The organism is Streptomyces sp. KM273126 (assembly GCF_004337435.2).
In the GTDB taxonomy this organism is placed as follows: domain Bacteria; phylum Actinomycetota; class Actinomycetes; order Streptomycetales; family Streptomycetaceae; genus Streptomyces; species Streptomyces acidicola.
Map to the genome: position 1 here is coordinate 1,786,160 of NZ_SJXB02000002.1, position 23,204 is coordinate 1,809,363.

At 70.3% G+C, this 23,204-nt stretch carries 22 protein-coding genes; 7 read left to right on the top strand and 15 right to left on the bottom strand.

Annotation, left to right across the window (positions count from 1 at the left end; genetic code table 11):
• Positions 1 to 11: 11 nt before the first annotated feature.
• From E0500_RS38615 to E0500_RS38625, 3 genes are all read right to left on the bottom strand, one after another.
• Positions 12 to 827: an SAM-dependent methyltransferase gene (locus tag E0500_RS38615; RefSeq protein ID WP_131562007.1), complete on the bottom strand. Its 816-nt coding sequence runs from the start codon at positions 825 to 827 to the stop codon at positions 12 to 14.
• Between the two features lie 84 nt (positions 828 to 911).
• Positions 912 to 1,163 carry a DUF397 domain-containing protein gene (locus E0500_RS38620; protein ID WP_131562005.1) on the bottom strand — a complete coding sequence of 84 codons (252 nt, stop codon included), beginning with the start codon at positions 1,161 to 1,163 and terminating at the stop codon, positions 912 to 914.
• Complete coding sequence (locus E0500_RS38625; RefSeq protein WP_131562003.1) at positions 1,160 to 2,032, bottom strand: helix-turn-helix transcriptional regulator; 873 nt, start codon at positions 2,030 to 2,032, stop codon at positions 1,160 to 1,162. The genes E0500_RS38620 and E0500_RS38625 overlap by 4 nt, the downstream gene beginning before the upstream one ends.
• A gap of 314 nt (positions 2,033 to 2,346) precedes the next feature.
• Between E0500_RS38625 and E0500_RS38630 the strand changes: the two genes are divergently transcribed.
• On the top strand, positions 2,347 to 2,793 hold the full coding sequence (locus E0500_RS38630) for an ATP-binding protein (RefSeq protein WP_131562001.1): 447 nt from the start codon (positions 2,347 to 2,349) through the stop codon (positions 2,791 to 2,793).
• A 24-nt stretch (positions 2,794 to 2,817) separates the two neighbouring features.
• Here E0500_RS38630 and E0500_RS38635 read toward each other — a convergent pair whose 3' ends face one another.
• The gene (locus E0500_RS38635) at positions 2,818 to 3,723 is read right to left on the bottom strand and encodes a glycoside hydrolase family 16 protein (RefSeq protein WP_131561999.1); all 906 of its coding nucleotides are present in this window, start codon (positions 3,721 to 3,723) and stop codon (positions 2,818 to 2,820) included.
• Between the two features lie 225 nt (positions 3,724 to 3,948).
• Between E0500_RS38635 and E0500_RS38640 the strand changes: the two genes are divergently transcribed.
• Positions 3,949 to 4,800 carry a DUF427 domain-containing protein gene (locus tag E0500_RS38640; protein WP_131561997.1) on the top strand — a complete coding sequence of 284 codons (852 nt, stop codon included), beginning with the start codon at positions 3,949 to 3,951 and terminating at the stop codon, positions 4,798 to 4,800.
• A 172-nt stretch (positions 4,801 to 4,972) separates the two neighbouring features.
• Here the strand turns inward: E0500_RS38640 and hutH are convergent, their stop codons facing one another.
• Both hutH and E0500_RS38650 read right to left on the bottom strand, forming a co-directional pair.
• On the bottom strand, positions 4,973 to 6,511 hold the full coding sequence (hutH, locus tag E0500_RS38645; RefSeq protein WP_309505291.1) for an aromatic amino acid lyase: 1,539 nt from the start codon (positions 6,509 to 6,511) through the stop codon (positions 4,973 to 4,975).
• Positions 6,508 to 7,509, bottom strand: coding sequence for an ornithine cyclodeaminase family protein (locus E0500_RS38650; protein ID WP_131561993.1), 1,002 nt, complete (start codon positions 7,507 to 7,509; stop codon positions 6,508 to 6,510). Before E0500_RS38650 ends, hutH begins: the two co-directional genes overlap by 4 nt.
• A 195-nt stretch (positions 7,510 to 7,704) precedes the next feature.
• Between E0500_RS38650 and E0500_RS38655 the strand changes: the two genes are divergently transcribed.
• The 4 genes from E0500_RS38655 to E0500_RS38670 are packed head-to-tail and all read left to right on the top strand — an operon-like array spanning position 7,705 to position 11,229.
• Positions 7,705 to 8,892 (top strand): ABC transporter ATP-binding protein, encoded by a 1,188-nt coding sequence (locus E0500_RS38655; protein WP_131561992.1) that lies wholly within the window; start codon positions 7,705 to 7,707, stop codon positions 8,890 to 8,892.
• Positions 8,889 to 9,554 carry an ABC transporter permease gene (locus tag E0500_RS38660; RefSeq protein ID WP_131561990.1) on the top strand — a complete coding sequence of 222 codons (666 nt, stop codon included), beginning with the start codon at positions 8,889 to 8,891 and terminating at the stop codon, positions 9,552 to 9,554. Before E0500_RS38655 ends, E0500_RS38660 begins: the two co-directional genes overlap by 4 nt.
• Positions 9,551 to 10,240: an ABC transporter permease gene (locus tag E0500_RS38665; RefSeq protein WP_131561988.1), complete on the top strand. Its 690-nt coding sequence runs from the start codon at positions 9,551 to 9,553 to the stop codon at positions 10,238 to 10,240. Before E0500_RS38660 ends, E0500_RS38665 begins: the two co-directional genes overlap by 4 nt.
• 59 nt (positions 10,241 to 10,299) lie before the next feature.
• Entirely contained in the window at positions 10,300 to 11,229 is a 930-nt protein-coding gene (locus tag E0500_RS38670) for an ABC transporter substrate-binding protein (RefSeq protein WP_220141491.1), read from the top strand.
• A 92-nt stretch (positions 11,230 to 11,321) separates the two neighbouring features.
• Here E0500_RS38670 and E0500_RS38675 read toward each other — a convergent pair whose 3' ends face one another.
• Complete coding sequence (locus tag E0500_RS38675; protein WP_131561986.1) at positions 11,322 to 12,473, bottom strand: S1 family peptidase; 1,152 nt, start codon at positions 12,471 to 12,473, stop codon at positions 11,322 to 11,324.
• Between the two features lie 569 nt (positions 12,474 to 13,042).
• Positions 13,043 to 13,495 carry a YbhB/YbcL family Raf kinase inhibitor-like protein gene (locus E0500_RS38680; protein WP_131561984.1) on the bottom strand — a complete coding sequence of 151 codons (453 nt, stop codon included), beginning with the start codon at positions 13,493 to 13,495 and terminating at the stop codon, positions 13,043 to 13,045.
• Positions 13,496 to 13,653: 158 nt separating this feature from the next.
• On the opposite strand from E0500_RS38680, the gene E0500_RS38685 reads away from it, so the two are divergent.
• Entirely contained in the window at positions 13,654 to 14,868 is a 1,215-nt protein-coding gene (locus tag E0500_RS38685) for a right-handed parallel beta-helix repeat-containing protein (protein WP_131561982.1), read from the top strand.
• A 117-nt stretch (positions 14,869 to 14,985) separates the two neighbouring features.
• Here E0500_RS38685 and E0500_RS38690 read toward each other — a convergent pair whose 3' ends face one another.
• The 7 genes from E0500_RS38690 to E0500_RS38720 all read right to left on the bottom strand — a co-directional run bounded on the left by E0500_RS38690 (position 14,986) and on the right by E0500_RS38720 (position 23,144).
• Positions 14,986 to 16,863, bottom strand: a complete 1,878-nt coding sequence (locus E0500_RS38690) for an FAD/NAD(P)-binding protein (RefSeq protein ID WP_131561980.1) — start codon at positions 16,861 to 16,863, stop codon at positions 14,986 to 14,988.
• Positions 16,860 to 17,882, bottom strand: coding sequence for a dipeptidase (locus E0500_RS38695; RefSeq protein WP_131561978.1), 1,023 nt, complete (start codon positions 17,880 to 17,882; stop codon positions 16,860 to 16,862). The genes E0500_RS38690 and E0500_RS38695 overlap by 4 nt, the downstream gene beginning before the upstream one ends.
• Before the next feature lie 94 nt (positions 17,883 to 17,976).
• Positions 17,977 to 18,804 (bottom strand): ABC transporter permease, encoded by an 828-nt coding sequence (locus tag E0500_RS38700; protein WP_258573766.1) that lies wholly within the window; start codon positions 18,802 to 18,804, stop codon positions 17,977 to 17,979.
• On the bottom strand, positions 18,801 to 19,730 hold the full coding sequence (locus tag E0500_RS38705; protein ID WP_131561976.1) for an ABC transporter permease: 930 nt from the start codon (positions 19,728 to 19,730) through the stop codon (positions 18,801 to 18,803). Before E0500_RS38705 ends, E0500_RS38700 begins: the two co-directional genes overlap by 4 nt.
• The gene (locus tag E0500_RS38710) at positions 19,727 to 20,812 is read right to left on the bottom strand and encodes an ABC transporter ATP-binding protein (protein ID WP_131561973.1); all 1,086 of its coding nucleotides are present in this window, start codon (positions 20,810 to 20,812) and stop codon (positions 19,727 to 19,729) included. Before E0500_RS38710 ends, E0500_RS38705 begins: the two co-directional genes overlap by 4 nt.
• Positions 20,805 to 21,893, bottom strand: coding sequence for an ABC transporter substrate-binding protein (locus E0500_RS38715; RefSeq protein ID WP_131561971.1), 1,089 nt, complete (start codon positions 21,891 to 21,893; stop codon positions 20,805 to 20,807). Before E0500_RS38715 ends, E0500_RS38710 begins: the two co-directional genes overlap by 8 nt.
• Positions 21,894 to 21,983: 90 nt before the next feature.
• A complete protein-coding gene (locus E0500_RS38720; protein ID WP_131561969.1) occupies positions 21,984 to 23,144 on the bottom strand; it encodes a peroxidase-related enzyme in 1,161 nt (386 codons plus the stop codon).
• Between the last annotated feature and the right edge of the window lie 60 nt (positions 23,145 to 23,204).

Sequence of the window (23,204 nt, forward strand, 5' to 3'; positions counted from 1 at the left end):
CACCGCGGTTCCTACCGCTTGATGCCCACCCCGGTCCACAGACTGACCTCGGCGTCCGTGGGGGTGGCGTCACCGGCCGGGGCGTCGGGGCGCCAGCGGTGGCCGACGCTGATGCCGGGGTCGAGGAGGTCGAGCCCTTCGAAGAAGCGCGCGACGTCCTTCTGGGAGCGGAACTGCACCGGTGTTCCGGCGTTGGTGTAGATCGCGGTGACCTTCTCCCAGGTGGACGGGTCGAAGTCGGGCGTGCAGTGGCTCAGTGCCAGGGCGCTGCCCGAGGGGAGGACGCCCAGCAGACGGTCGACGATGCCGTAAGGGTCCTGGGCGTCGGTGATGAAGTGCATGAGCGCGTTCAGGGACAGGGCCACGGGCCGGCCGAGATCCAGGACCTCGGCCAGTTCGGGGGCGTCCAGGAGCGACTGGGGGTCGTTGACGTCCGCCTCGATATACGTGGTACGGCCCTGGGACGTGCTGCGCATGAGGCGCTCGGCGTACTTGAGGACGAGGGGATCGTTGTCGGCGTAGACCACCTTGGCCTCGGGCACCACGGCCTGGGCCACCTGGTGCAGGTTCGGCTCGGTGGGGATGCCGGTGCCTATGTCGAGCCACTGCCGGATGCCGTGCTCGCGCGCGAGGACGCGGGTGGCCCGGTGCATGAAGGCACGGTTCTCGCGGGCGCACACGAAGATGCCGGGATAGGCCGCGGCGACCGATTCGGCCGCCTTCTTGTCGATGTCGAAGTGGTCCTTGCCACCGAGGTAGTAGTCGTACATGCGGGCGGAGTGCGGCCGACTGGTGTCGATGTCCCGCGCGGCGTGGGGGGTGCTCATGCTGTTCCCTTCAGTGGTGTACGTCGGCGTGCCGGGCAGGCCGTGACCAGGGTGGGCCCGAATCCGTCCCGCACGTGCTCTGGTTCAGCCGGCTGCCAGATGGTCGGCGAGGCCTCGCTTGACTCCCGCGACGAACGCGGCGATCTCTTCCGGTGTGTAGATCAGCGCGGGGCCGGCCGGATCGGCCGACTGCCGCAGGGCCACGCGGCCGTCGGCGAGTTGCTTCGTCTCCACGCACTGACCTCCGTTGGGGCCGCTCCACGGACACTCCCAGCCCTGCTCGCCGAGGGCCGCCGCGGGCATTCCGTTGTAGACACTTCCGCCGGTGATGGTCATGAGTACTCCTTGCGCATGCGGTTCAACAGGGCCTTGCTGTCCGCCAAGGAGGTCAGCAGGGACATCCGGTTGTGCGCCTCAAGATGGGCAGCGACGTCGGAGCGCTGGTCGAGATACATGGAGCCGGAGAGGATCTCGCTGTAGACGATGTCGGGCAGCTCACGTTCCTCGAACCGGAAGTAGGTGAAGGGGGCACACACCCCGAAGTGGGCGCCCGCGGAGAACGGCACGATGTCGATGCTGACGTGGTCGAGCTCCGATGCCGCCAGGAGCCGGTCGATCTGGTCCCGCATCACCTCGGGCCCGCCCACCACGCGGTGCAGCACCGCTTCCTCCATCACGACCCACAAGGTGGGCGGGTCGGCCTTCTCCAGCAGGCTCTGGCGGCGCAGCCGCAGATCGACTCTTCGCTCCAGGTCCTCGTCACTGTCGTGCGGGAAGCCCGCGTGCAGCAGGGCGCGCGCGTATCCGTACGTCTGCAACAGCCCCGTGACGTAGTGGGGTTCGTAGGTGCGCAGGGTCTTGGCGCCGGTCTCCAGACTCACATAAGCGGTGAACCAGGTGGGCAGCACATCGCGGTACGGGTACCACCAGCCGGGCTGGTTGGCCCGCTCGGCCAGCGTGACGAACTCGTCGATCTCCTGCTGGCCGGCCCCGTAGGTCTGCAACAACTTCTCGACGTAGAGGGGCTTCAGGGCCACCTCCGCCTTCTCCAGGCGGCGGATGGTCAGGGGCTTCACCCGCAGGGCCTTCGCGGCGTCGTCCAGTGACACCTCCGCACCCTGCCGCATGTCCTGCAGCCGCCGGCCGAGGATCATGCGGAGAACGGTGGGCGCGCTGGTGCCTGCGCCGGAACGAGCCTCGCTCACGCTCTACCTCCTGAGGACTGCCCTGAGCACGAGTCTGACAGTGACTTGCTGATGTCGCCAGACGGATACCAGCAGTCGGATACCGCCTTCCTGAAATTATCAGGCAGGCGGTTGCAGCCTGAACTCGCCTGTGAGCATAGTTACTTGTGTGAGTGATCCCGCCGGGCGACGAGCGATCCTCGTCAACTGCACTTGTGTCCGGTGGAGTTGGCGTGCTCTGACGTCCGGGTCACAAGCCGTCCCCTACCGGCGGGCCCGCTGCTCACCCTCCCCGTCTCCGCACTGCGGCCGCCCCACTATGGAAGGCGACAACCGTGTCCCCCCACACGACTCCCTCCCCCCGGCTCACGGACGTCGCGAGCCCAAGTCGAGCGCATTGGCTTGAACTCCCCGCAGAGCGTTCCAGTGTCAGAGTCGCCCGTCGCTCCATGAGTGCGCGGCTCACCGCGTGGCGCCTGCCCGGTGAACTGTGTGCGGACGCGGAACTGCTCGTGTCGGAGCTGGCCACCAACGCCGTACGCCACACGCTCAGTGCGCGGTTCCTGTGCGGCATCGGGCTCATCACGGAAGCGTGTCTCCGCCTCGAAGTGCACGACCAGGACGGCACGGGCCGCGGTCTGCCCACATGCGAGCCGGGCCCGGACGACGAGAGCGGCCGCGGACTGCTCCTGGTGCAGGAGATCGCGGACAGCTGGGGAGTAGATCGATCGCTGCTCACCGGGGGGAACGCCGTGTGGGCGACTCTGACCATCCCCCTGTGAACCTGTCGGGTGCTTCAAGGAGGGTCACTTCCATCCGTACGCGTACGCGGCGACCCAGGTGATGTCGAGTTGGGCGCTGCTGCCGGGAGCCGCGCCAGGCCCCCGCAGGGCACTTTCGTTCTGGAGCACCCAGGACAGTGGACGGTCCGGCACGTCGCGGGTGTCATGTCCGGTCTGCCGGCCGTCCACGAAGAACCGCACATGTCCGGGCGTCCACTCCGTCGAGACGGTGTGCCACTCCGTCCAGTCGTCGCTCCCCGGGAAGTAGCCCTGCCTGCCTCCGCCGCACGGATGATGGAAGGCGGTGAGCGGGCCCGTCCACTCACCTTCGGGATGGTCCATCTCGCAGCCCCCGCCGTAGTGCAGCCACGCCGACTTGTATCCCGGTGCCGGCTTGGTCACCCTGATACGGGCGCTGTACTTGCCGTACTTCATCTGCATGACAGCGCGCGGCACAACTGCCGCAGCATGCACGGGACCTCCGTTCTCAGGTCGCCACATCCTGATGAACATGCGTCCGTCGCCGTTCTCCGCGGGACCCACGCTCACGGTGTCCTCGGGGTGGTGGACACCCACGACATCCCGGCCCCGGTCGCCCGCCGTGTCGGGCCAACCCGTCGGATAGGCCCACCAGTTGTCGCGGTACGTGCCGCTCAGGCCTCCACAGTACGCGGCGGAGGTGTCGACATGGTGGTCACAGTCGCTGAACGCGCCCAGCGGCACCCGGTCACCGTTGAAGTCCTCCGCGAGGACCTGCCAGAAGGGCCCGCAGTCGCCGCGGGGCAGTTCGGTGCCCCCGGTGGGGCAGGCCTCGGCCGGCCCGGGCGCTCCGTCAGCACGGGGCACACCGAGGAGAACGGCCAGGAGCAGCAGACCCAGGGGGATGAGCAGGGTGCGCCTGCGACGGTGCGGTGCCGCGTGGGAACCCATCGGGAGACCCTCCGATCCTCGGTGCGGGGAGGAGCATCCTCGCCGTACGGCCGGTGCGACGCCATCCCCGGAACGGGGCGCGAACCCCGGAACGGGGCGCGTACCGGACCGTCATGCTCCGCCGCCGGGGAGGCGCACCCGCGTCCGCGGCATGCTCTGCGGGACAGGACCCGGCGGACCACACTGGTGTTGTCGTCCGTCGCGACGAGTGGAGGAGAGCCGGTCATGACCACCCCAACCACCCCGTTCCCCACAGCCCGTGCCGTCAGGGTCACTCCGGAAGGACTCCTGTGGGAGCCCAGCGAACGCTGGGTGCGCGGCCGTAAGGGTGATGTCACCGTCGTGGACAGCAGGCATCCCGTCCTGGTGTGGGAGCCCGATGTGCCGGTGCCGCTCTATGCCTTCCCCCGCGCGGAGGTCCGCGAGGATCTGCTGCGCCAGGCGAAGAATCCCCCGACGGGCGCGCACACCGGGTCACGGATCTTCTACGACCTCGAGGTCGACGGTGATCTGTTCGAGAACGCGGCCTGGACGTACCCCGCCGACGACCTGGGCGGTCACATCGCCTTCGAGTGGTTCCGGCGCAGCGGCAAGGGCCTCGACCACTGGTACGAGGAGGAGGAAGAGATCTTCATCCACCCCCGCGACCCGCACAAGCGGGTGGACGCCGTTCCCAGCAGCCGCCATGTCCGGGTCGAGATCGCCGGCACGGTCGTCGCGGACACCCGCCGCCCGGTCCTGCTCTTCGAGACCGGGCTGCCGACGCGGTACTACATTCCGCGCGAGGACGTCCGCCTCGACCTGTTCGACCCCACCGACCACAGCACCAGGTGCCCGTACAAGGGCACCGCCGAGTACTGGTCGTTGCGGGGCGACACCGACGTGGCGCCGAACGTCGTCTGGAGCTACGCGGCCCCGCTGCCCGCGGTGGGTGCCGTCAAGGGCCTTCTCGCCTTCTACAACGAGGCGGTCGACATCACCGTGGACGGCGAACGCCTGGAGCGGCCCGTCACTCCGTTCACCAAGACGCTCCAGGCTCACCCCGCGAACCGGCCCACGCTCGATCCTCCCCTCTGAGCAGCCGCCGCGGATCGGCGACACGGAAGGCGTACGCCGCCGCTCCGTCCAGACCGAAGCCGGTATGCGGCGGCGGCTCCGCGTAGGGCCGGTCCGAGCCCTGGACGACGGCATCGACCCCCAGCGTGCGGACCATGGCCTCGACGGCGCACGGACCGTACGTCGACGGTGGTCATGACGCTCCTCCCAACAAGCCGCGCAGTGTGCTCAGGACCTCGTCGGATCCCAGGATGTCGCGGCTCACCGCCTCCACGTCCACCCCGCAGGGCCGGTCCTCGTCCAGGCGCGGCACGATCTCCCGGATCGTCCGGTGCAGAAGCTCCGGTCCCCGCCCCAGCGTGGACGGTGCGGCCAGATCCACTGCCTGGGCGGCGGCCACGGCCTCCACGGCGAGCAGGTGACGCAGCCGGGCCAGGACCGTGGTCAGCCGCCGTGCCCCGAGCGCCGCATTGGTCGAGTCGTCCTCGACGGCGTCCGCACCGTGACGGGGGTCGGTGCACACCGGTGTGGACAGCATGCGGATCTCGGCGACGAGTGCCTGCGCCGTCTTGGCCAGCGGCGCGAAGCCCGAGCGCTCCGGACCGTACGGCGACAGGTTCGCGGGCAGCCCGCTGACGGCGGGGTCGAGCAGCCGGCGCATGCGCTCGGCGGAGAGCGACGCGGTCTGCGTCAGGGCCAGCGCGAGGGTGTCGAAGGCGAGCGCCAGGGCCGGGGTGTGGAAGTTGCCGGACGAGTGGATCTCGCCGGTGTCGGCCAGCACCACCGGATTGTCGCCGCAGCCGCCCAGCTCCGGCCCGAGCGCGTCGTCGGCGAAGCCCAGCGCGGCGTACAGCGCACCGTGCACCTGGGCCGAGCAGCGCAGGCTGACGGGGTCCTGAACCCGCCGCGCGTGCCGGGGATCGGTCAGTTGGCCGCCCGCCAGCAGGGCGAGCAGCTCGCCCGCCGCGCGGGACTGACCCGGGGCGGGGCGCAGGCCCAGGACCCGGGGATCGAGCGGGCTCGTGTTCGCCCGGAAACCCTCGTAGGTCAGCGCCGTGACCGCCTGGGCCAAGGTGAGGACGGCGGCGGTCTCGTGCAGGGCGAGAACACCCTGTCCGGCCGCCAGCGGGCTCGCGCTGCACAGCACGTGCCCGTCCTTCGGGCCCAGCGCGGCGGGGGCGAGGCCGGCCCGCCGCAGGGCCTCGGCGCCGTCGAGCACGGTGCCGCCGAACTCCGCTCGGCCCTCACCGATGACGACCAGGCCGACATGGGCCATCTGACACAGATCGGAGGCGCCGATCGACCCCACCTCGGGTAGCACGGGATGCACCCCCGTGTTGAGCATCGCCACGAGCAGCCGGGGGATCTCCGGCCGCACTCCGCTGCCTCCGCCCGCGATGCCGTTCACGCGGGCGAGGACGGCGGCACGTACGACGGGAACCGGCAGCGGATCGCCGACCGCGTTGGCCCGTCCCCGGACCGTACGGACGCTGAACACCTCGAGCTCGCCGCGTGGCAGTGCGTACGACGAGCGGGTGCCCAGGCCCGTCGTCAGGCCGTAGGCCGGCACCTGGCGGTCGACGACGTCGTCCACGACCGCTCGTTCGCGCGCCAGCCGGGGCAGTACCTCGTCCGCCAGCACAACGCGGGCGCCGTGGCGGGCGACGGCGACGACATCGTCGTAGGACAGCGTCCTCCCGTTGACGACGACCTCGGCGACGATCCCTGTCACGAGAATCGCAGCTTCTGGCCCAGGCCGCGCTCCTCGGCCTTCTTGAGCAGGGCGGCACCCAGCGCGATGTCGGAGAGCGAGAGCCCGCGGTGCCAGAACAGGTTCGTCTCGTCCGCACTCTCCCGGCCGGGTTTGCGGCCGGCGACGATCTCGCCCAACTCAGCGTGCAGGTTGGTCTCGTCGAGTCTGCCGGAGTCGACGTGTGCGCGCAGCGCGCCGAACGGCCCGGCGTGGGCCTGGCCCCAGTCGTCGACGACGATCTTGTCCATGATGTCCGTGAGGCCGAGTTCGACGGCACTGTTCGTTCCGTACGGCACGACCAGTGCGCCCGGGGTGATCCACTCGGTCCTGAGCAGCGGCTCGGGCCGCTCCAGGCGGGACGCCTCCACCACGATGTCCGCGCCCTCCACGCAGGTCTTCCAGTCCTCGGTGACGATGACGGGCTTTCCGAGTTCCCGTTCCAGTCGCTCGGCGAACGCATGGCGGCTCTCGGGGCGACGCGAGTGGACGCGTATCTCGGTGAGGTCGAAGAGCCGGTCGAGCAGGCGGACGTTCCAGTACGACGTGGCGCGGGCACCGATGTGCCCGAGGACCCTGGCGTCCGGGCGGGCCAGGTGACGTGCCCCCAGCGCGGTGAGCGCACCGGTCCGCATCTCGGTGAGCGCGGTGGCGTCGAGCACGGCCACCGGCATGCCGGTGCGCGGGTCGAAGAGGTTCAGCAGCGCCATCTCGGAGGGCAGCCCCGCCTTGTAGTTGTCGACGTAGTCGCCCACGATCTTGACCCCGGCCAGCCCGAGCGGGGCGACATAGCCGCGGAGGACGTTGAAGTGGCCGTTGAACGCGGAATCGGGCATCAGATGGACGCGCGGTTCGATGACCGTCTCTCCGAGGCCCTGGGCGCGCAGCCCGTCCTCGACGGCGTCGAGTATCTCGAAGTCGGCCAGTTCGAGCTGTTCGATGTCCGAGCCGTTCACGAAGGTGAACCAGACCGGTTCCATGGGTGTGTCTCCCTACGTCTGAGCTGGCCCATTCTGAACGGCACATCAGCAAGAGAATGTGGGCATTACGTGGACATTACGGACGCCCCCGGCCTGATTTCGTGCGAACGTAACACGCCATTCACAGTCGAGCTTGACTGCCATTCAGCCACCGATAACGCTGCATGACCATATGCAGTCGGGTAAGGGGCAACCTTGATCAGATTCGACACGGTGAGCAAGAACTATCCCAACGGCACCACGGCCGTGGACGAGCTGTCCCTGGAACTGGCCGAGGGCGGCATCACGGTCCTGGTCGGCCCCTCCGGCTGCGGCAAGACCACGACGCTGCGCATGATCAACCGCATGGTGGAGCCGACGGCCGGGACGGTGAGCCTGCGCGGCCAGGACATCCGGGAGATCCGCGCCCCCGAGCTGCGCCGTGGCATCGGGTACGTGATCCAGCACGCCGGCCTGTTCCCTCACCGCACCATCCTCGACAACATCGCGACGGTTCCGCTGCTGCTCGGGTGGAACCGAAGGAAGGCGCGGGCGCGGGCGGCGGAACTGCTGGAACTCGTGGGGCTGCCCGGCGAGATGGGCAAGCGCTACCCGAACCAGCTCTCCGGCGGTCAGCAGCAGCGCGTCGGGGTGGCCAGGGCACTGGGCGCCGATCCGCCGGTGCTGCTGATGGACGAACCGTTCAGCGCGGTCGACCCGATCGTGCGGGCGGAGCTGCAGGCGGAGTTCATCCGACTGCAGAAGGAGCTGCACAAGACGATCGTGTTCGTCACTCACGACATCGACGAGGCGATCAAACTCGGCGACAACATCGCGGTGTTCCGGACCGGCGGCAGGCTCGCGCAGTTCGACACCCCCGAGCGGCTGCTCGCCCACCCCGCCGACGAGTTCGTGGCCGGCTTCGTGGGACAGGACCGGGGCATCCGACGGCTGTCCTTCGTCAAGGCGGCCGAGGTGCCGCTGCGCGATGGCCCGGTGCTGCCGGCGACCACTCCCGTGGCGCGCGCACGGGCGGCGGGCGAGCCGTGGGTGCTCGTCGTCGACGACGAGCGGCGACCGCTCGGCTGGGCCGCGGCAGCCGAACTGCCGGAGAACGGAACGCTCGCGGACGCGTCGCTCACGCGGCTCGGCCACACCTTCAGCCTCGTCGGCGACTCGGCGCGGGCCGCCCTCGACTCGGCGCTCCTGTCGCCCTCCCGGCTCGCGGTGGGCGTGGACACGGACGGCGCGGTCGTCGGAGTCGCGGACGCGTACGAGCTGTCCGCCGCGACTGCCGCCGCCGACAGGGCGGAGGCGGAGGCAGCCTGGGACAAGTCAGCCGGGGCCGAGGAGGAGGCCGGGGGCAAGGCGGACACGGGCAGCGCGGGCGGCGGTGAAGGATGAGCGACGGCGAACCGCTCGTCCGGTGGCAGTGGATCGGCGACCACGCCGGTGAACTGGCCGACTACACCGGTATCCACCTGCGACTGGGCCTTCTGCCGGTACTGTTCGGGCTGATCATCTCGGTGCCCCTCGGGATCCTCTGCCATCGCTGGCGATGGCTGTACGGGCCGGTGCTGACCGTGGCCAACATCCTGTACTCGATCCCGTCACTGGCCCTGTTCATGATCTTCGTCAAGTACACCGGGCTGACCGAGCGCACCGTGATGATCCCCTTGACGCTCTACACGCTGTCGGTCCTGGTACCCAATGTCGTGGACGGGCTGGCCTCGGTCCCCGAACCGGTCCGGCAGGCGGCCACCGCGCTGGGATTCGGCCCGATACGGCGTGTCGTCCAGGTCGAACTGCCGATCGCCGTGCCCATCGTCATTGCCGGCGTACGCGTCGCCGCCGTCTCGTCCATCAGCCTCGTCGCCGTGGGACAACTGATCGGACAGGGCGGTCTGGGCTACTACATCACCCGTGGCCTCCAGCTCGACTTCCCGACGCCGATCGTCACCGCGATCGTGCTGATCATGCTGCTGGCGCTCACTACCGACGCGCTGCTGGTCCTGGCACAGCGACTGCTCACCCCTTGGTCCCGGAGCAAGGTGACGGCGTCATGAACGATCTCCTGAACCAACTCCGGCTCGTGGGGGACTGGCTGGCGTCCTCGAAGCAGTGGCACGGTGACGGGGGAATCCCCCAGCGGCTCCTGGAGCACCTCACCTACAGCGGTCTGTCTCTGCTGTTCGCCGCCCTGATCGGGCTGTCGCTGGGGCTGCTCGTCGGGCACACCGGCCGTGGGGCGTTCGCCGTGGCCGGCGTGGCCAACCTGGCGAGGGCGATCCCCACCTTCGGCCTGGTGGTCCTCGTCGTGACGCTCGCCGGGCTCAGCACCACGCCCGTGCTGGTCGCCCTGGTCGCGCTCGCGGTCCCGCCGATCCTCATCAACACCTTCGAGGGTGTGCGCGGTGTCGACCCCGCCACCAGGGACGCCGCGCGCGGGGTCGGCATGACCGAGTGGCAGGTCCTGGTGCGGGCGGAGGTGCCGATGGCACTGCCGCTGATCCTCCTCGGGTTGCGGATCGCCGCGATCCAGGTCGTGGCCACCGCGACCGTCGCGGCCTATCCCGGTCTCGGCGGCCTGGGCCGCTTCATCGTCGACGGACTCTCCCGCAACGACTACGAGCTGGTCATCGGCGGCTCCGCGCTCGTCGTCGTACTGGCGCTCGTCGTCCAGATCGTGTTCACCGCGCTGCGGCGCACCATCGTCTCACCGGGCCTGCGGGCCACGGTCTCCAAGTCCTGAGCTGTCCGGGCCCTGGCCTCCGGGCTCCGGGCTCCGGGCTCCGAGAAAGGGAAACACCCATGAGAAGCATCCACCACGGCGCTGCCTTCGGCCTGATCGCCGCGCTCTCGCTGACCGCGTGCGGCGGCGGGAACGACAGCGACAGCAACCCGCTGACGGGAGGCGACGGCGGTGACGGCAAGTCCATCGTCGTCGGCTCGGCGAACTTTCCCGAGAGCCAACTGCTCGCCGAGATCTACGCCGAGGCCCTTGAGGCCAAGGGCCTGAAGGTGACGCGCAAGTTCGACATCGGCGCCCGTGAGGTCTACTACGACCAAGTGGTCAAGGGGGGCATCCAGGTCTTCCCGGAGTACAACGGCGCGCTGCTGGCGGTGGCGGTCGACAAGACGAGCACCGCGACCAGCACGGAGGACATCAACGCCGAACTGAAGAAGAAACTCCCGTCGGCGGTGACGATCCTGGACTCCGCCGAGGCCGAGGACAAGGACTCGGTCACGGTCACGGCCGAGACCGCCAAGAAGTACGACCTCAAGAGCATCGCCGACCTCAAGCCGGTGGCGGGGGACTGGACGATCGGTGCCGGCTCGGAGTTCAAGACCCGTATGCAGGGCGGGGTCGGTCTGAAGAAGATCTACGGCGTCGAGTTCGGGAAGTTCCAGCCGCTCGACGCGGGCTCCCAGAGCACCCTGCTGAAGCTGCTCAACTCGAACAAGGTGCAGGCCGCCAACATCTACACCACCGATCCCGCGATCATCGAGGACAAGCTGGTGGTACTGGAGGACCCGAAGAACCTCTACGCCTCACAGAACGTCACGCCCCTGATCTACAAGTCCGCGGTCAACGACAAGGCCAAGTCCGCGCTCAACGCGGTCTCGGCGGAGCTCACCACCCCGGACCTGCTGGAAATGATGAAGAAACTCGTCAACGACAAGGAGGACGCCGCCACGGTCGCGAAGGAGTGGCTGACGAAGGCCGGCCTTGCGAGCTGACCGGTTCGGCCGAGGTCCACACCGCAGGGGGATCTGAACGGGCTCCGTCGGCCGGTCCGCGACGGAGCCCGCTCGTCCGTGATGATGGAGGGTCAGGCGGTGTGCAGCGTCAGGCCGTAGCGGTTGAGGATCTCGTTGACGGGCTGGTACCAGGTCTCGCCGCCGGAGCTGCAGTTGCCCCAGCCGCCGGAGGTGACGCCCTGCGCCTGGTCGCCGCTGATGAAGGAGCCGCCGGAGTCACCGCCCTCGGCGCAGACGCTCGTCTTCGTCATCTGGTGGACGGCGCCCTGGCTGTAGTTGACCGTCTCGTTCTTGGCCAGGACGGCGCCGCAGCGCCAGTGCGTGGTGGAGCCGGAGCGGCAGATGGACGTACCGACGGGGGCCTCGTTGGAACCGCGGACGAGCTGGTCGGGGATGGTGCCCCAGCCCAGGACCACCGGTACGGTCCACCAGCCGCTGCCGACGTTCACCCAGGCGTAGTCGTTGTCAGGGAACGAAGACCCCTGGAAGTTGCCGACGTACGAGCGGTCCCAGCCGTACACCGCGGCACCGGCACCGCCGCAGTGCCCGGCGGTGACGAAGCCGCCGTGCACCGAGAAGCCTATGGAGCAGCGGACGTTGCCGGTGTAGTAGGGGTCGCCGCCCACGGTCCCGGCGGCGAAGGTCTGCGGTGCGGCGGGGGTCTGCTTCACGGTCACGGGGCCCGTCTGACGGGCTTGTGCCAGGAAGTCCTGGACATCGTTGTCATCCTGGCGGGCGGTGACGACGTTCACGACGACCTTGTTGGCCTTGGGGTCGACGTACCAGCTGCTGACACCGGCGGGCGCGGACAGGTCGTCGATGCGCGCCTTCGCCGCGTCGAGCTGCTGCGCGCTGTGCTTCACGAGGCGCACGGTCGCGCCGGTGGCGCGGATGGCCTCGGTGTCCGCGCTGCGGGTGACGGCGACAGTCAGCTTTCCGCTTTCGGCGTCGAACCACGAGCCGCCGTACGACGACCCGGCGGCACGCTTCGCCTTCCGCTCCACGGTTGTCGCGGTCTTCTCCGCGGCCAGGCGCGCCTCGGTCTGACTCCTGGTCAGGCCCAGATCGCGCTGCATGGCGGAGAGGAGCTCGGGGGAGGCCGGTGCCTCGGCCGAGCGGGCCGGGGAGTCCGCGGCGGAGGCGGGCAGGGTGCTCGCGGTGACCCAGGTGCCGAGCAAGAGGAGCGCGGACAGTCCGGTACGCAGGGCTGTTGTGCGTCTCAAGGGAGTGCCCCTTCGTTGTTCCAGCAGGGTGGGGGTGGAACAGCAGAGCTTGAGAGCGCTCTCACTTGCATGCGGGGCAGAGCATAGCCGTGGAACACGGGTAGGTCCATACCAATTACAGGCAATGAGGTACTCGGCGATGAGGCCAACGTCCGTGCGCGGCACGTCGGTTGTCGATGTGAGGTCCAGATCCGTCGATTGGTGTCGGTGTCGGTGTCGGTGTCGGCGTCGGCGTCGGTTCCGTGCCGTGGGCGCGGAGCGGTGGGGTGCCGTCGCGTCGCGCCCCGCGGGGCCTCGGCTGCGGTGGTGCGGCACGGCAGGATGTTCACAGCGGCCAAGGTGAGGGCCGCTTCGCGGTGCTGGTCGAGGACTTAGGAGTCCAGTGTGGACGAGTCCGTGGTCCGGCCTGGAGCGCGAGTCGTAAGTCCTCTGGGCATCACGTCGGGGAGCCGTCCCGGGTGCTCCCGGTGGCGTGAGGGGCCGGCTGCCTCAGCTCCGCGAGTGCTGAGGTGCTGTTCTCCGGGTGCCCGCCCACGCACCCGCTCCCGATGTCCGTCCGCTGGCGCTGTTCAGCGTTGGTAGAGCCCCACGAGGGTGCCGCTCGCGAGCTGTCGTTTCTCGATGATCCGATGTACCTGGTCGGCGCTGGGTGCGTCGGGGAGCACACAGGGTTCCGAAAGGGCGTAGAGGCGGAAGAAGTACCGGTGCGCTTTGTCTCCCGGAGGCGGATGTGGTCCGTCCCAGCCGTGGTCTCCGAAGCCGTTGACGAGTTCGGTGCCGCCGGGCGGGACGTGCCCCGCGTCCACACCGTCGCTGTGGGGGTCGATGCCCACCACGATCCAGTGGGCGAAGGTGCCCGACGGTGCGTCCGGATCCTCGCACATGAGCAGCAGTTCGGCCGCGTCGTCCGGTGCGCCGCTCCATGTCAGCGGCGGGGACGTGTTCTCGCCCTCGTATGCGTACCGCCGCGTGATGAAGGAGTGATTATTGAATGCATTGCTTTTGAGGTCGATGTCAGCCATGTGGCCCGAGGTACCCGCATCGGCCGGGCGTACCCGCCCTTCCGACGCTGGTGCCCGGGACGGTTATTGACGTGCCCACGGCGAGCTCTTAATCTTCTCCGGCACGGTAAGCGCTTTCCAGCAGGTTTCGCAGTGAGCCGACCACCCGGAGACGACCGATGCGTCCGAAGCCCGGCACCTTCACCGCGCACTCAGCCACGGCAGCCCTGCTGAGCCTCGCGGCCACCACCCTCGTCACCCTGCCGGGCGTCACGGCGCACGCGGCGTCCGACTTGGCGACCACCCTGTACGTGGCGACGACCGGCAGCGACAGCAACTCAGGGACACCGTCGGCGCCGCTGCGGTCGATTCAGCGGGCCGTGGACCTGGCACAGCCGGGGGACACGATCCTGATCCGTGGCGGCACCTACGCGCCGACCACGAACATCCAGCTGCTGAAGAGCGGTTCGGCGAGCGAGCCGATCACGATGAGCAACTACAACGGCGAACGGGTCGTCATCGACGGGGAGGGCATGCCGTACACCCCCGGAGAGGTGGGTTCCACCATCCCCCGCGCCCAACGCGGCGCGATCCACATCGAGGGCGAGTACTGGCGGCTCTCCGGGCTGGAGATCATCCACGGGCCCTACGGGGTCTTCGGCGTGGACACCAGCAGCAACGTCTTCGACCGACTCGTCACCAGGGACAACTACGAGTCGGGCCTGCACCTTCAGGGCTCGTCCAGCGACAACCAGATCGTCAACCTGGACAGCTACGGCAACCGCGACCCGCGCAAGAACGGGGAGAGCGCCGACGGTCTGGCCATCAAGGAGGGCTCCGGCAGCGGCAACGTCGTACGCGGCGCCCGGTTGTGGAACAACTCCGACGACGGGCTGGACTTCTGGATGTTCGACGCGTCACCGATCCTCGTCGAGAACAGCCTCGCCTGGGGCAACGGGTTCAACCGGTGGAACCTGCCCGACTTCACCGGTGACGGCAACGGGTTCAAGATGGGCGGCAACGGTGTGGCCGTCGACCACACCGTGCGCAACAGCATCGCCTGGGACAACTCCGCCGGCGGCTTCGTCGACAACAACAACCCCGGGCGGATGAAGATCGACCGCTGTACGGCGTGGCGCAATCCGAAGACCGGATTCAACTTCAGCCGCTCCTCCAGCACCCTGACGAAGAACCTGGCAGTGGCCAACGGCACCGACGCCTCGCTGGGCTCCACCTCCACGGGCAGCGGCAACTCCTGGGACCTCGGCGGCACATGGTCGTTCGCGAGCACTGACCCGAGCACGATCACCGGACCCAGGGCGGCCGACGGCTCCGTCCCGCCCTCCGCGTTCCTGCGTCCTGGCAACGGCGCGGACCTCGGGGCACGGATCTGACCTGATCTGACCTGAGCCGGCCCGGCCCGACCCGGGTGATCTCCGAGGTCGCCGCCACCGGAGGTGACGCGGACACAGCCCATGAAACTGCGCAACGCGTCCCGCCCCGGGTCCGCCCTACTCCTCCGGCAGCGAGCGCAGCACCGCCTGGGCGATGGCGTCCGCCTGGCGGAACATGTCCGCGTTGGCGTGGGCCCGCGCGCCGATCGCGGTGTTCCAGTGGATCCCCTCCGTGGGGATACCGAACGCGTACAGCCCCCGGTTCGGGCGCCCGTCCGCGCGGCGCACCCGCAACTCGGGCAGCTCCACGTCCACCGCCCCGGTCGCCTCCGGTGCGTCCGCGCCTCCCGCGACATGCGGGCGGGCCAGGCCCGAGGTGAGCAGGGCGCGCAGCAGGGGGTCCGCGGTGCTCGCCAGATCCGCGCCCGGCAGCCAGGCGTCGAGCAGTGCGCCGGTCGTCGCCGCCGGCCCGCCGGTGGTCGGGGAGACCGCGTGGAAACGGCTCTCCCCCCGTTCGACGGTGACGGTCGGCCGGGCGCCCAGGAACTCCACGACCCCCGCCTCGTGGAGGGCGATCAGCTCGGCGATCCGCAGCGCCGGAGGCCCGCTCGACAGATGCGCGCCGAACGCCCGGAACCAGGACAGCTCGCGGTGCGAGGGACCGGTCAGCACACCGGAGATGACGATCCGCCGCACCTGCCCCTTGACCGCCGCCACCGCGCCGGCCGCCGCCTTCAGCGGGCTCCGCCCGGGATCCCGGGCCGCGTCCAGGTCCTCGCGCAGCCGCTCGGCGAGCCAGCCGCCGAAGGCCGTCCGGTCGGCGAACCGCAGCCCCGCCAGCGGCCGGTCGAGCGTCAGCAGGTCGAACCGGTCCGCCGGGTCGGGCACTTCCCGGTCGAGCAGGTCCTTCCACTGCTCCGACCCGTGCTCCACGGCCGCGTACCGCTCCAGGAAGCCGGGCGTTCGCACGGCGTCCGGGCGGACCGCCAGCAGCGCCCGGTACCAGGCCGCCCCCGCTTCCTTGGCGATCAGCGGCCAGACCTCCGCCATGAACCCGACCGTGCCGGGCTCCCGCGAGGTCAGGCGCTCGACGGTCGCGCCGTCGAAGTGGCGCAACGTGTGGCCCTCGGGCATCCGGCCGGGCACCTGGCCCCGGGCCAGATAGGGCACGCCCCGGCCCGAGCCGACGATCAGCCGTGGTTCGCGCCCGGACGGCCGGTAGCGCAGCCGTCCGCCAACGGTCGTGAACCGCCCGCCCCGGCCGTGCGTGAGCAGCGCCATGTGGTCGAAGAAGTTGAGCGCGAGACCGCGTACGAGCACCGGTTCGCCCGGCGGCAGCAGATCCAGCGGTGCCTCGTGGGGCTGCCCCGGAGGGACGTACACCAGCCCCGACTCGCGGGCCGCCGCAGCGAGTTCCAGCTGTTCCGGGGCGGGACGCCGGTCGGTGTGGCCGGTGGCGAGGACCACCGCGTCCACGACCAGCGCGCTGCCGTCGTCCAGCCCGAGCCGCAGCCGGCCGGCCCCTCCCTCGCTGTCCCCCCTGTCCCCCCTGTCCCCGCTGTCCGTGCTCTCCTCGTCGAGCGCGACGGCCCGTGCGGGATGGTGGACGACCTGGATGCCCGGCGCGGCCAACGCCACGATGCGCTCATGCGCCCACACCAGATAGCGGCCCATCTCGGCCCGCCCTGGATGGTCCCAGGGCGCCAGGTCCGGAGCGTGGTCGCGGGCCCAGTCCAGGAAGGCGGGCCCGGTGGTGGCCGGACCGGCCATCCGTACGCTGCTGTCGGGGAACGCGGTGGCGTGCCCGGCGAGGGTGTTCATCAGCAGGTGCTCGGGTTGTCCCGGGTGCCACACACGGCCGGCGCCGGGCGACCGGGGCTCGACGACATGCAGTCGGGCCGCCCGGTCGCCGAGGCCCGCGATCAGCCGCTCCAGTACGGCGGTGCCGCGCGGCCCGGCCCCGACGACCGCGATGTGCGCCGTACGCCCGGTCACGCCGCCATGTCCCAGATGTCGGCCAGGACACGCTGGAGGTTGCCGCCGAGGACCTTGACGACGTCCTCCGCGCTGTACCCGCGGCCCACCATCAGCTCGGTGATCACCGGCAGGTCGGCGGGGGTGCCCATGCCCTCGGGGTGGATGCGGTCCAGGTCGAGGTCCTCGCCGACGATGGGGATCTCGGGGTACAGCCGGCGGACCCGCGCCATGCCCTCGCGGGAGTACTTGCGCTCGTCACCGACGTCGGTGCCGACGATGACGTGGTCGATGCCGACCAGCTCGACCAGATAGTCGATGTTGTCGGCGAACACCTGCGCGCTCGGCCGGCGGGTCAGACCGTCCTTGTCCAGGAACCCGGACTTGGAGGCGAGCCCGAAGACCCCACCGCGCGCGGCCAGTTCCCGTACGACGACGTCGCTCTTGTTGCGCGGGCTGTCCACGAAGCGGGTCAGCCCCGCATGGGTGACCAGGACCGGCTTGTCGGACAGTTCGATGGTCTCCAGCGTGGAGCGCTCACCGGTGTGCGACAGGTCCAGGGCGACGCCGAGCGCGTTGCACTCCTTGACCAGGGAGCGGCCGAAACGGCTCAGGCCGCCGTTGGCCGTCTCACCGCTGCCGTCGCCCGCGTAGTTCCGGTTCTGGTAGGTGAGCCCCATGAAGCGCAGGCCCATCTGGTGGAAGGCCGCCAGCCGCCACAGGTCCTCGCCGACCGGCTTGCTGTCCTCGAACCCGGCGAACCAGGCGACGGAGCCCTCGGCCCTGGCGCGGGCCACGTCCTGAAGGCCGAACGCCTGGAAGACCCGCCCGTCCGTCTCGGCCAGCCGTCGCTGCCAGCCGACGAGGGCCGCGGCCGCCGCGTCGTAGTCCTGGGAGATGGACACCGCGTGGTTGAGCGCCGTCACGCCGGAGGCGGCGAGCTTGCCGAGATAGGTCTCGTCGGCCCATGCCAGCGGGGTGCAGTCGAGGGCGTTGAAGACCACGCTGTCGCGGTGGAGGGTGGCGGGATCGAGGGGCACGGGGGAACTCCTTGGAACAGAGCGGTACTACCGAGCGGTACTTGGGCGGTACAGGGGTGATACAGGGGCGATACAGGAGTGATTTCCGGGAAGGTCAGCCGGAGCGCAGCGAACGGCGCAGGCCGAGGCCGCGCTCGACGAGCACGACCACGACGACGGACAGCAGGACGAGCAGCACCGACAGCGAGGCGATCGAAGGATCACTGCGGTACTCGACGTACTGGAGTACGGCGACCGGCAGGGGCACGGTGTTCTGCCCGGACACGAAGAGCGAGATCACCGTCTCGTCGAAGGACAGCAGGAAGGCGATGACACCTCCGGACAGCAGCCCCGACCGGATGGCGGGGAGCGTGATCCGCCGGAACGCCGTGAAGCCGCTCGCCCCGAGGGTCCGGGCGGCCTCCTCCGCACGCGGGTCGGACGACATCAGGGCCGCCGACACGGTGCGTACGACGTACGGCACCGTCACGCCGAGGTGGGCCAGGATCAGCCCCCAGTACGTGTCGGTCAACGGGATCGGCGCCAGGATCAGCAGCAGCGCGAGGCCCAGCACGATGTGCGGCACCAGCAGCGGCGACAGGAAGGCCGCCTCGATCGCGGACCGGCCCCGGAACCGCAGCCGGGTGAGAGCCAGCGCGGCCGGCACCCCCGCGATCATGGCGAGCAGCGCGGTCACCGCGGCCGTGACACCGCTGACCTGGATACCCAGGCGGAACGACTCGTTGGCGAACACCTGTCCGTAGGCGTCGAAGGTGAACCCCTGCGGCGGGAACCGCAGATAGGTCGCGTCGTCGAACGACTCCACCAGCACCACGAGGATCGGGGCGAGCAGGAAGAGATAGAGGGCGACGAGGACGGCCGACCACCCGGCCCGGCCCAGCCGGTGGGCCCACGGTATCCGGCCCGTGCGGCGTACGGTCATGAGCGTGCCCCCTGCGGTCCGGTGAAGCGGGCTTCGAGCACCTTCTGGGCGCGCAGGTACACCGCGATAACCACCCCGAACAGGGCGAGCAGCAGCACCGACAGAACGGCGGCCACCGGCCAGTCCAGGGCGGTGGTGGCCTGGTCGTAGATCTCGGTGGCCAGCACGAACACCCGGCCGCCGCCGATCAGACGGGGAGTGACGTAGCCGCTGAGGCTGAGCACGAACACCATCAGCGCCGCGGTGAGCACACCGGGCAGCGTCAGCGGCAGCACGACCCGGCGGAAGACGGTGCGGCGGGGCGCGCCCAGCGAGGCGGCGGCGTGCTCCAGCTCGGGGTCGAGCCGGCCGAAGCCGCTGATCATGGCGAGGATCGCGAACGGCATGTAGATCTCCGTCGACGCGATGATGACGCCCGTGAGGTTATTGGCCAGTTGCAGGGGCTCGCCTATGAGCCCGAGGCCGCCGAGCGTCTTGTTAACGAGTCCCTGGTTGCCGAGGATCGCCATCCAGCCGAAGGTGCGCGCCACCGAGGAGATCAGCAGCGGCGTCACGGCCAGCGCGACCAGCAGGCCACGCCAGCGGCTGGTGGTGCGGGCCAGGAACAGCGCCAGCGGATAGGAGACGACGAGCGTGCAGACGGTGACGAGGACGCCCAGCTCCACGGTCTGCCCGATGACGTTCCACCAGTGGGCACTGCTCAGCACCTCGGCGAAGGTGGCGAACGACACGGTCTGCCGGATGAGGCCGCCTTCCCCCGACTCGTTGAGAGACATCCGCAGCACCCACACCAGCGGCATGGCGTACGTGAGCAGCAGCGCGATGATCCCGGGCGCCAGCAGCGCGAGCGCGTGGCGGCCGGGCCCGCTCGGCCGCACCGGTCTCACGGCAGGCGCGGCCACCGCCTCGGCGGTCTCGGCGGTCATGACGGGTCCGCCACGAGCCGGGGAGCCGCCGGGTCCCAGGAGAGCGCGACCTCGGCGCCGGGGCCGTGGGACGCCTCGCTGCCGGTGGGCCGCTCCACGTCCAGCACCGGCCCGTCGTCACCGAGCCGCACCCGGTAGGCCACGGTCTCGCCCGCGTACGCCGCCGACAGCACCGTGCCGCGGGCTCCGCCGCTCTCGGGTGCCGCCGCCAGGGTGATGCGGTGCGGGCGCAGCATGACGGTGGCGGGGCGCCCGGTCTCGACGGGGTCACCGGCGGCCGGCACCTTGCCGAGGCCCGGCAGCTCCACCACGGTGCGCTCGCCGTCGCGGCCCCGGGAGGTGCCCTCGACCATGTTGGCCCGGCCCACGAAGCGGGCGACGAACGGCCGGGCGGGCCGCTCGTAGATGTCCTGAGGGGTGCCCGTCTGCTCGATGCGGCCCTCGTTCATCACAGCGACGGAGTCCGCCATCGACAGGGCTTCCTGCTGGTCGTGAGTGACGAACACGGTGGTGATGCCGGTCTCGCGCTGGATACGGCCGATCTCGTCCTGCATCGTCGAGCGCAGCCGCGCGTCCAGGTTGGACAGCGGCTCGTCCAGCAGCAGCACTGACGGCTCGACGACCAGCGCACGGGCCAGCGCGACCCGCTGCTGCTGCCCCCCGGACAGCTGCGCGATCCGCCGCCCGGCGAGGTGCCCGAGCCGGACCAGCTCCAGCGCCTCGCCGACCCGGCGCTTCACCTCCGCCTTGCCGACCGACCGCATCTCCAGGCCGAAGGCGACGTTGCGGGCCACGTCCAGGTGGGGGAAGAGCGCGTACGACTGGAAGACGACGCCCATGTCACGGCGGTGCACCGGCACATCGGTCAGGTCACGTCCGTCGACCTCGATACGGCCCGCGGTGGGCGCCACGAGACCGGCGATCAGCCGCAGCGTCGTCGACTTCCCGCAGCCGGACGGGCCCAGCACCGCGAGGATCCGGCCACGCTCCACCGTGAGGTCGATCCCGCGCACGGCGGCGCCGTCCGCACCCGGATACGTCTTGGCCAGCCCGCTCAGGACCAGATGGGGGGTGTCACCCACCGATGACCTCCTGCTTGATGCGGTCGACCCAGGTGGTGTAGCGCGTGGTGAGCCAGTCCCAGTCGGCCGGGATCTGGTTCTTCGCCTGCGTCTCGGACGCGGTCGTACGGTCCTTGACGGCCGCGGACAGCGACGCGTCCTGGTTGACGGGGGCGTAGAAGGCGGCCTCGTCGAACGCCTTCTGGGCCTTGGCGCCGATGGCGTAGTCGATGAACTTCTGCGCCGCCGCGGCATGCGCCGAGTTGTTGACCAGGTTGATCGTGTTGATCTGGGTGACCGTGCCCTCCTTGGGCAGCACCGGCTGCACGACGCCGCCGGACGAGTCCTTGTAGTACTGGCCGCGGGCGTTCCAGCCGACGGCGACGTCCGCCTCGCCGGACTGCACCGCGGTGTACACGTCGGGGGAGGGCTGCCACGTCTCCACGCCACCGGAGAGGCTCTTCAGCTTCTTGATCGCCGGATCGATGTCCGTCTTGTAGTCGGCACCGAGGATCTTCTCCAGGGCGATGATCAGGGCGACGCCCCGGGTGTCCGCGATGGGCATCGCCAGCTTGCCCTTGTACGCCGGGTCCCACAGGTCGTTCCAGCTGGTGGGGGCCTGCTTGACCTTCTTGGAGTTGTAGAGGATCGACAGGCTGTCGATGCTGAAGCCGGGGCCGTAGCCGTCCTTGTTGCGCGCGGACTCGACGAGCCGGTCCAGGTTGGGCACCTTCGCCGTGTCGAGCTTGGCGAACAGCTTCTCCTTGTTGGCCGTCGGGGCGACCGAGCGGTCGATGAGGGCCACGTCGGCGACCGGCCGTGACTTGCTCGCGCGCAGCTTCGCCAGCACCTCGGCGGAGTTCTGGATGGGCACGTACTTGACGGTGATGTCCGGGTTGGCCTTCTCGAACGGGTCGATCACCGTCTTGGTGAACGCGTCCTGGAAGGTGCCGTAGAAGCCCATGAACGTGATGGTCTGCTTGCCCCCTCCGTCACCCGAACCACCGGCGGGTGAGGCGGCGTTGGAGGAGCAGGCGGTGGCGAAGAGGGCGGTCGCGGTCAGTGCCGCGGACGCGGTGAGGACAGAGCGAAGGGAGGGCATGTCGTTCTCCGGGGAGAGTCGTCGGGGAAGCAGCGGGGGAGCGGCGAGGGCGACGTCCGGCCGGCCCGGCACCACGTACGGCCGTGGGCGTCAGCCGGACGTCCTGCTACAGGACTCGCGGGCGGCCGGGCCGTCGCTGTCGCCGTCCGGCCGCTGTGACGGCTCGGCGTCGCCGAGGACCAGCATCAGCCGGTTCGCCCAGGCGAACAGGGCGACGGAGTACACGAGATCGGTCAGTTCCACCTCGGTCAGCCCGGCGGCGCGCAGCGCGGCCACGTCTGAGGCATCGGTGCGCGGCGGGGTGAGCGTGTGCCGCTCGGCGAACCGGGCGATGGCCGCCGGACGGGGCGAGGCGGCCAGCGCGGCGCCGCCCGTGTGCAAAACCTTCTCGGCGGCGGCCTCGTCACGGGAGAGCTGGGCGTACTTGCGGCCGTGCACCGAGGCGCAGTACACGCAGCCGTTGATCCGCGAGACGAGCAGCGTCGCAAGCTCCCGCTCGGGCCTGGGCAGGCCGCCGCGGCCGTACATGACCGTGTTGTAGACGTGCGTGCGGTGGTCGAGGGCCGCGGGGTCGTGCAGCAGGGTTCGGTAGTAGGGGGAGGCGACCGAGAGCGTGGCGTGCGCGTCGATCACCGCCTGCTGTACGGCACTGAGGGACGCGGCGTCCACGGCGGGGATGCGGGGCTGCCAGGTGAGCTGGGCCAGGGTGAAGACGGGGGCCGTGAGCGGCTCCTCGGCGACCGGCTCGCCCGTGGGCTGCTCGCCTGTGGGCCGATCGTCCGCGGGGTCTACGGCCGTGCCGGGGGCGGCCGCGGGTGCCGGGGGTGCGTCGAGCAACGCCAGTCCGGCGGCGACCCGGGCCTCGAAGGCCACGAAGGCGCAGATCTGGGCGAGCGAGACGATCTCGGCCGGACCGAGGCCCTGGGCGGTCAGATCGCCCAGGGCCTCGGGGCTTACGGCGCGGGGTGCGCGGGTGACGGCGTCCGTGAAGCGTCTTACGGCATCGAGGAGGGCGGGATCACCGGCCGGCGGCTCGGTGCCCGTGGCTCCGGCGGTCGCCGGGCCGTCCGCGGCCTCGGCGGAGTAGGTGGCGGCCAGGTCCGGGCGGCCCGTGATCACGGCGACCCGTGCGGCGGCCCAGGCGCGCAGGCCGGGAGTGAGGGCACCTGAGGACTCGGGGGCGAGCAGGGCGCGCCGGGTGGCGTCCATGTGCTCGACGAGTCCGGGGCGGTAGGGCGTGCCGTCCCTCATGTCTGTCCTCCTCACCGACGGGCCGTTCCACGCGGACGTCCGCTCAGTGAGACGTGGCGG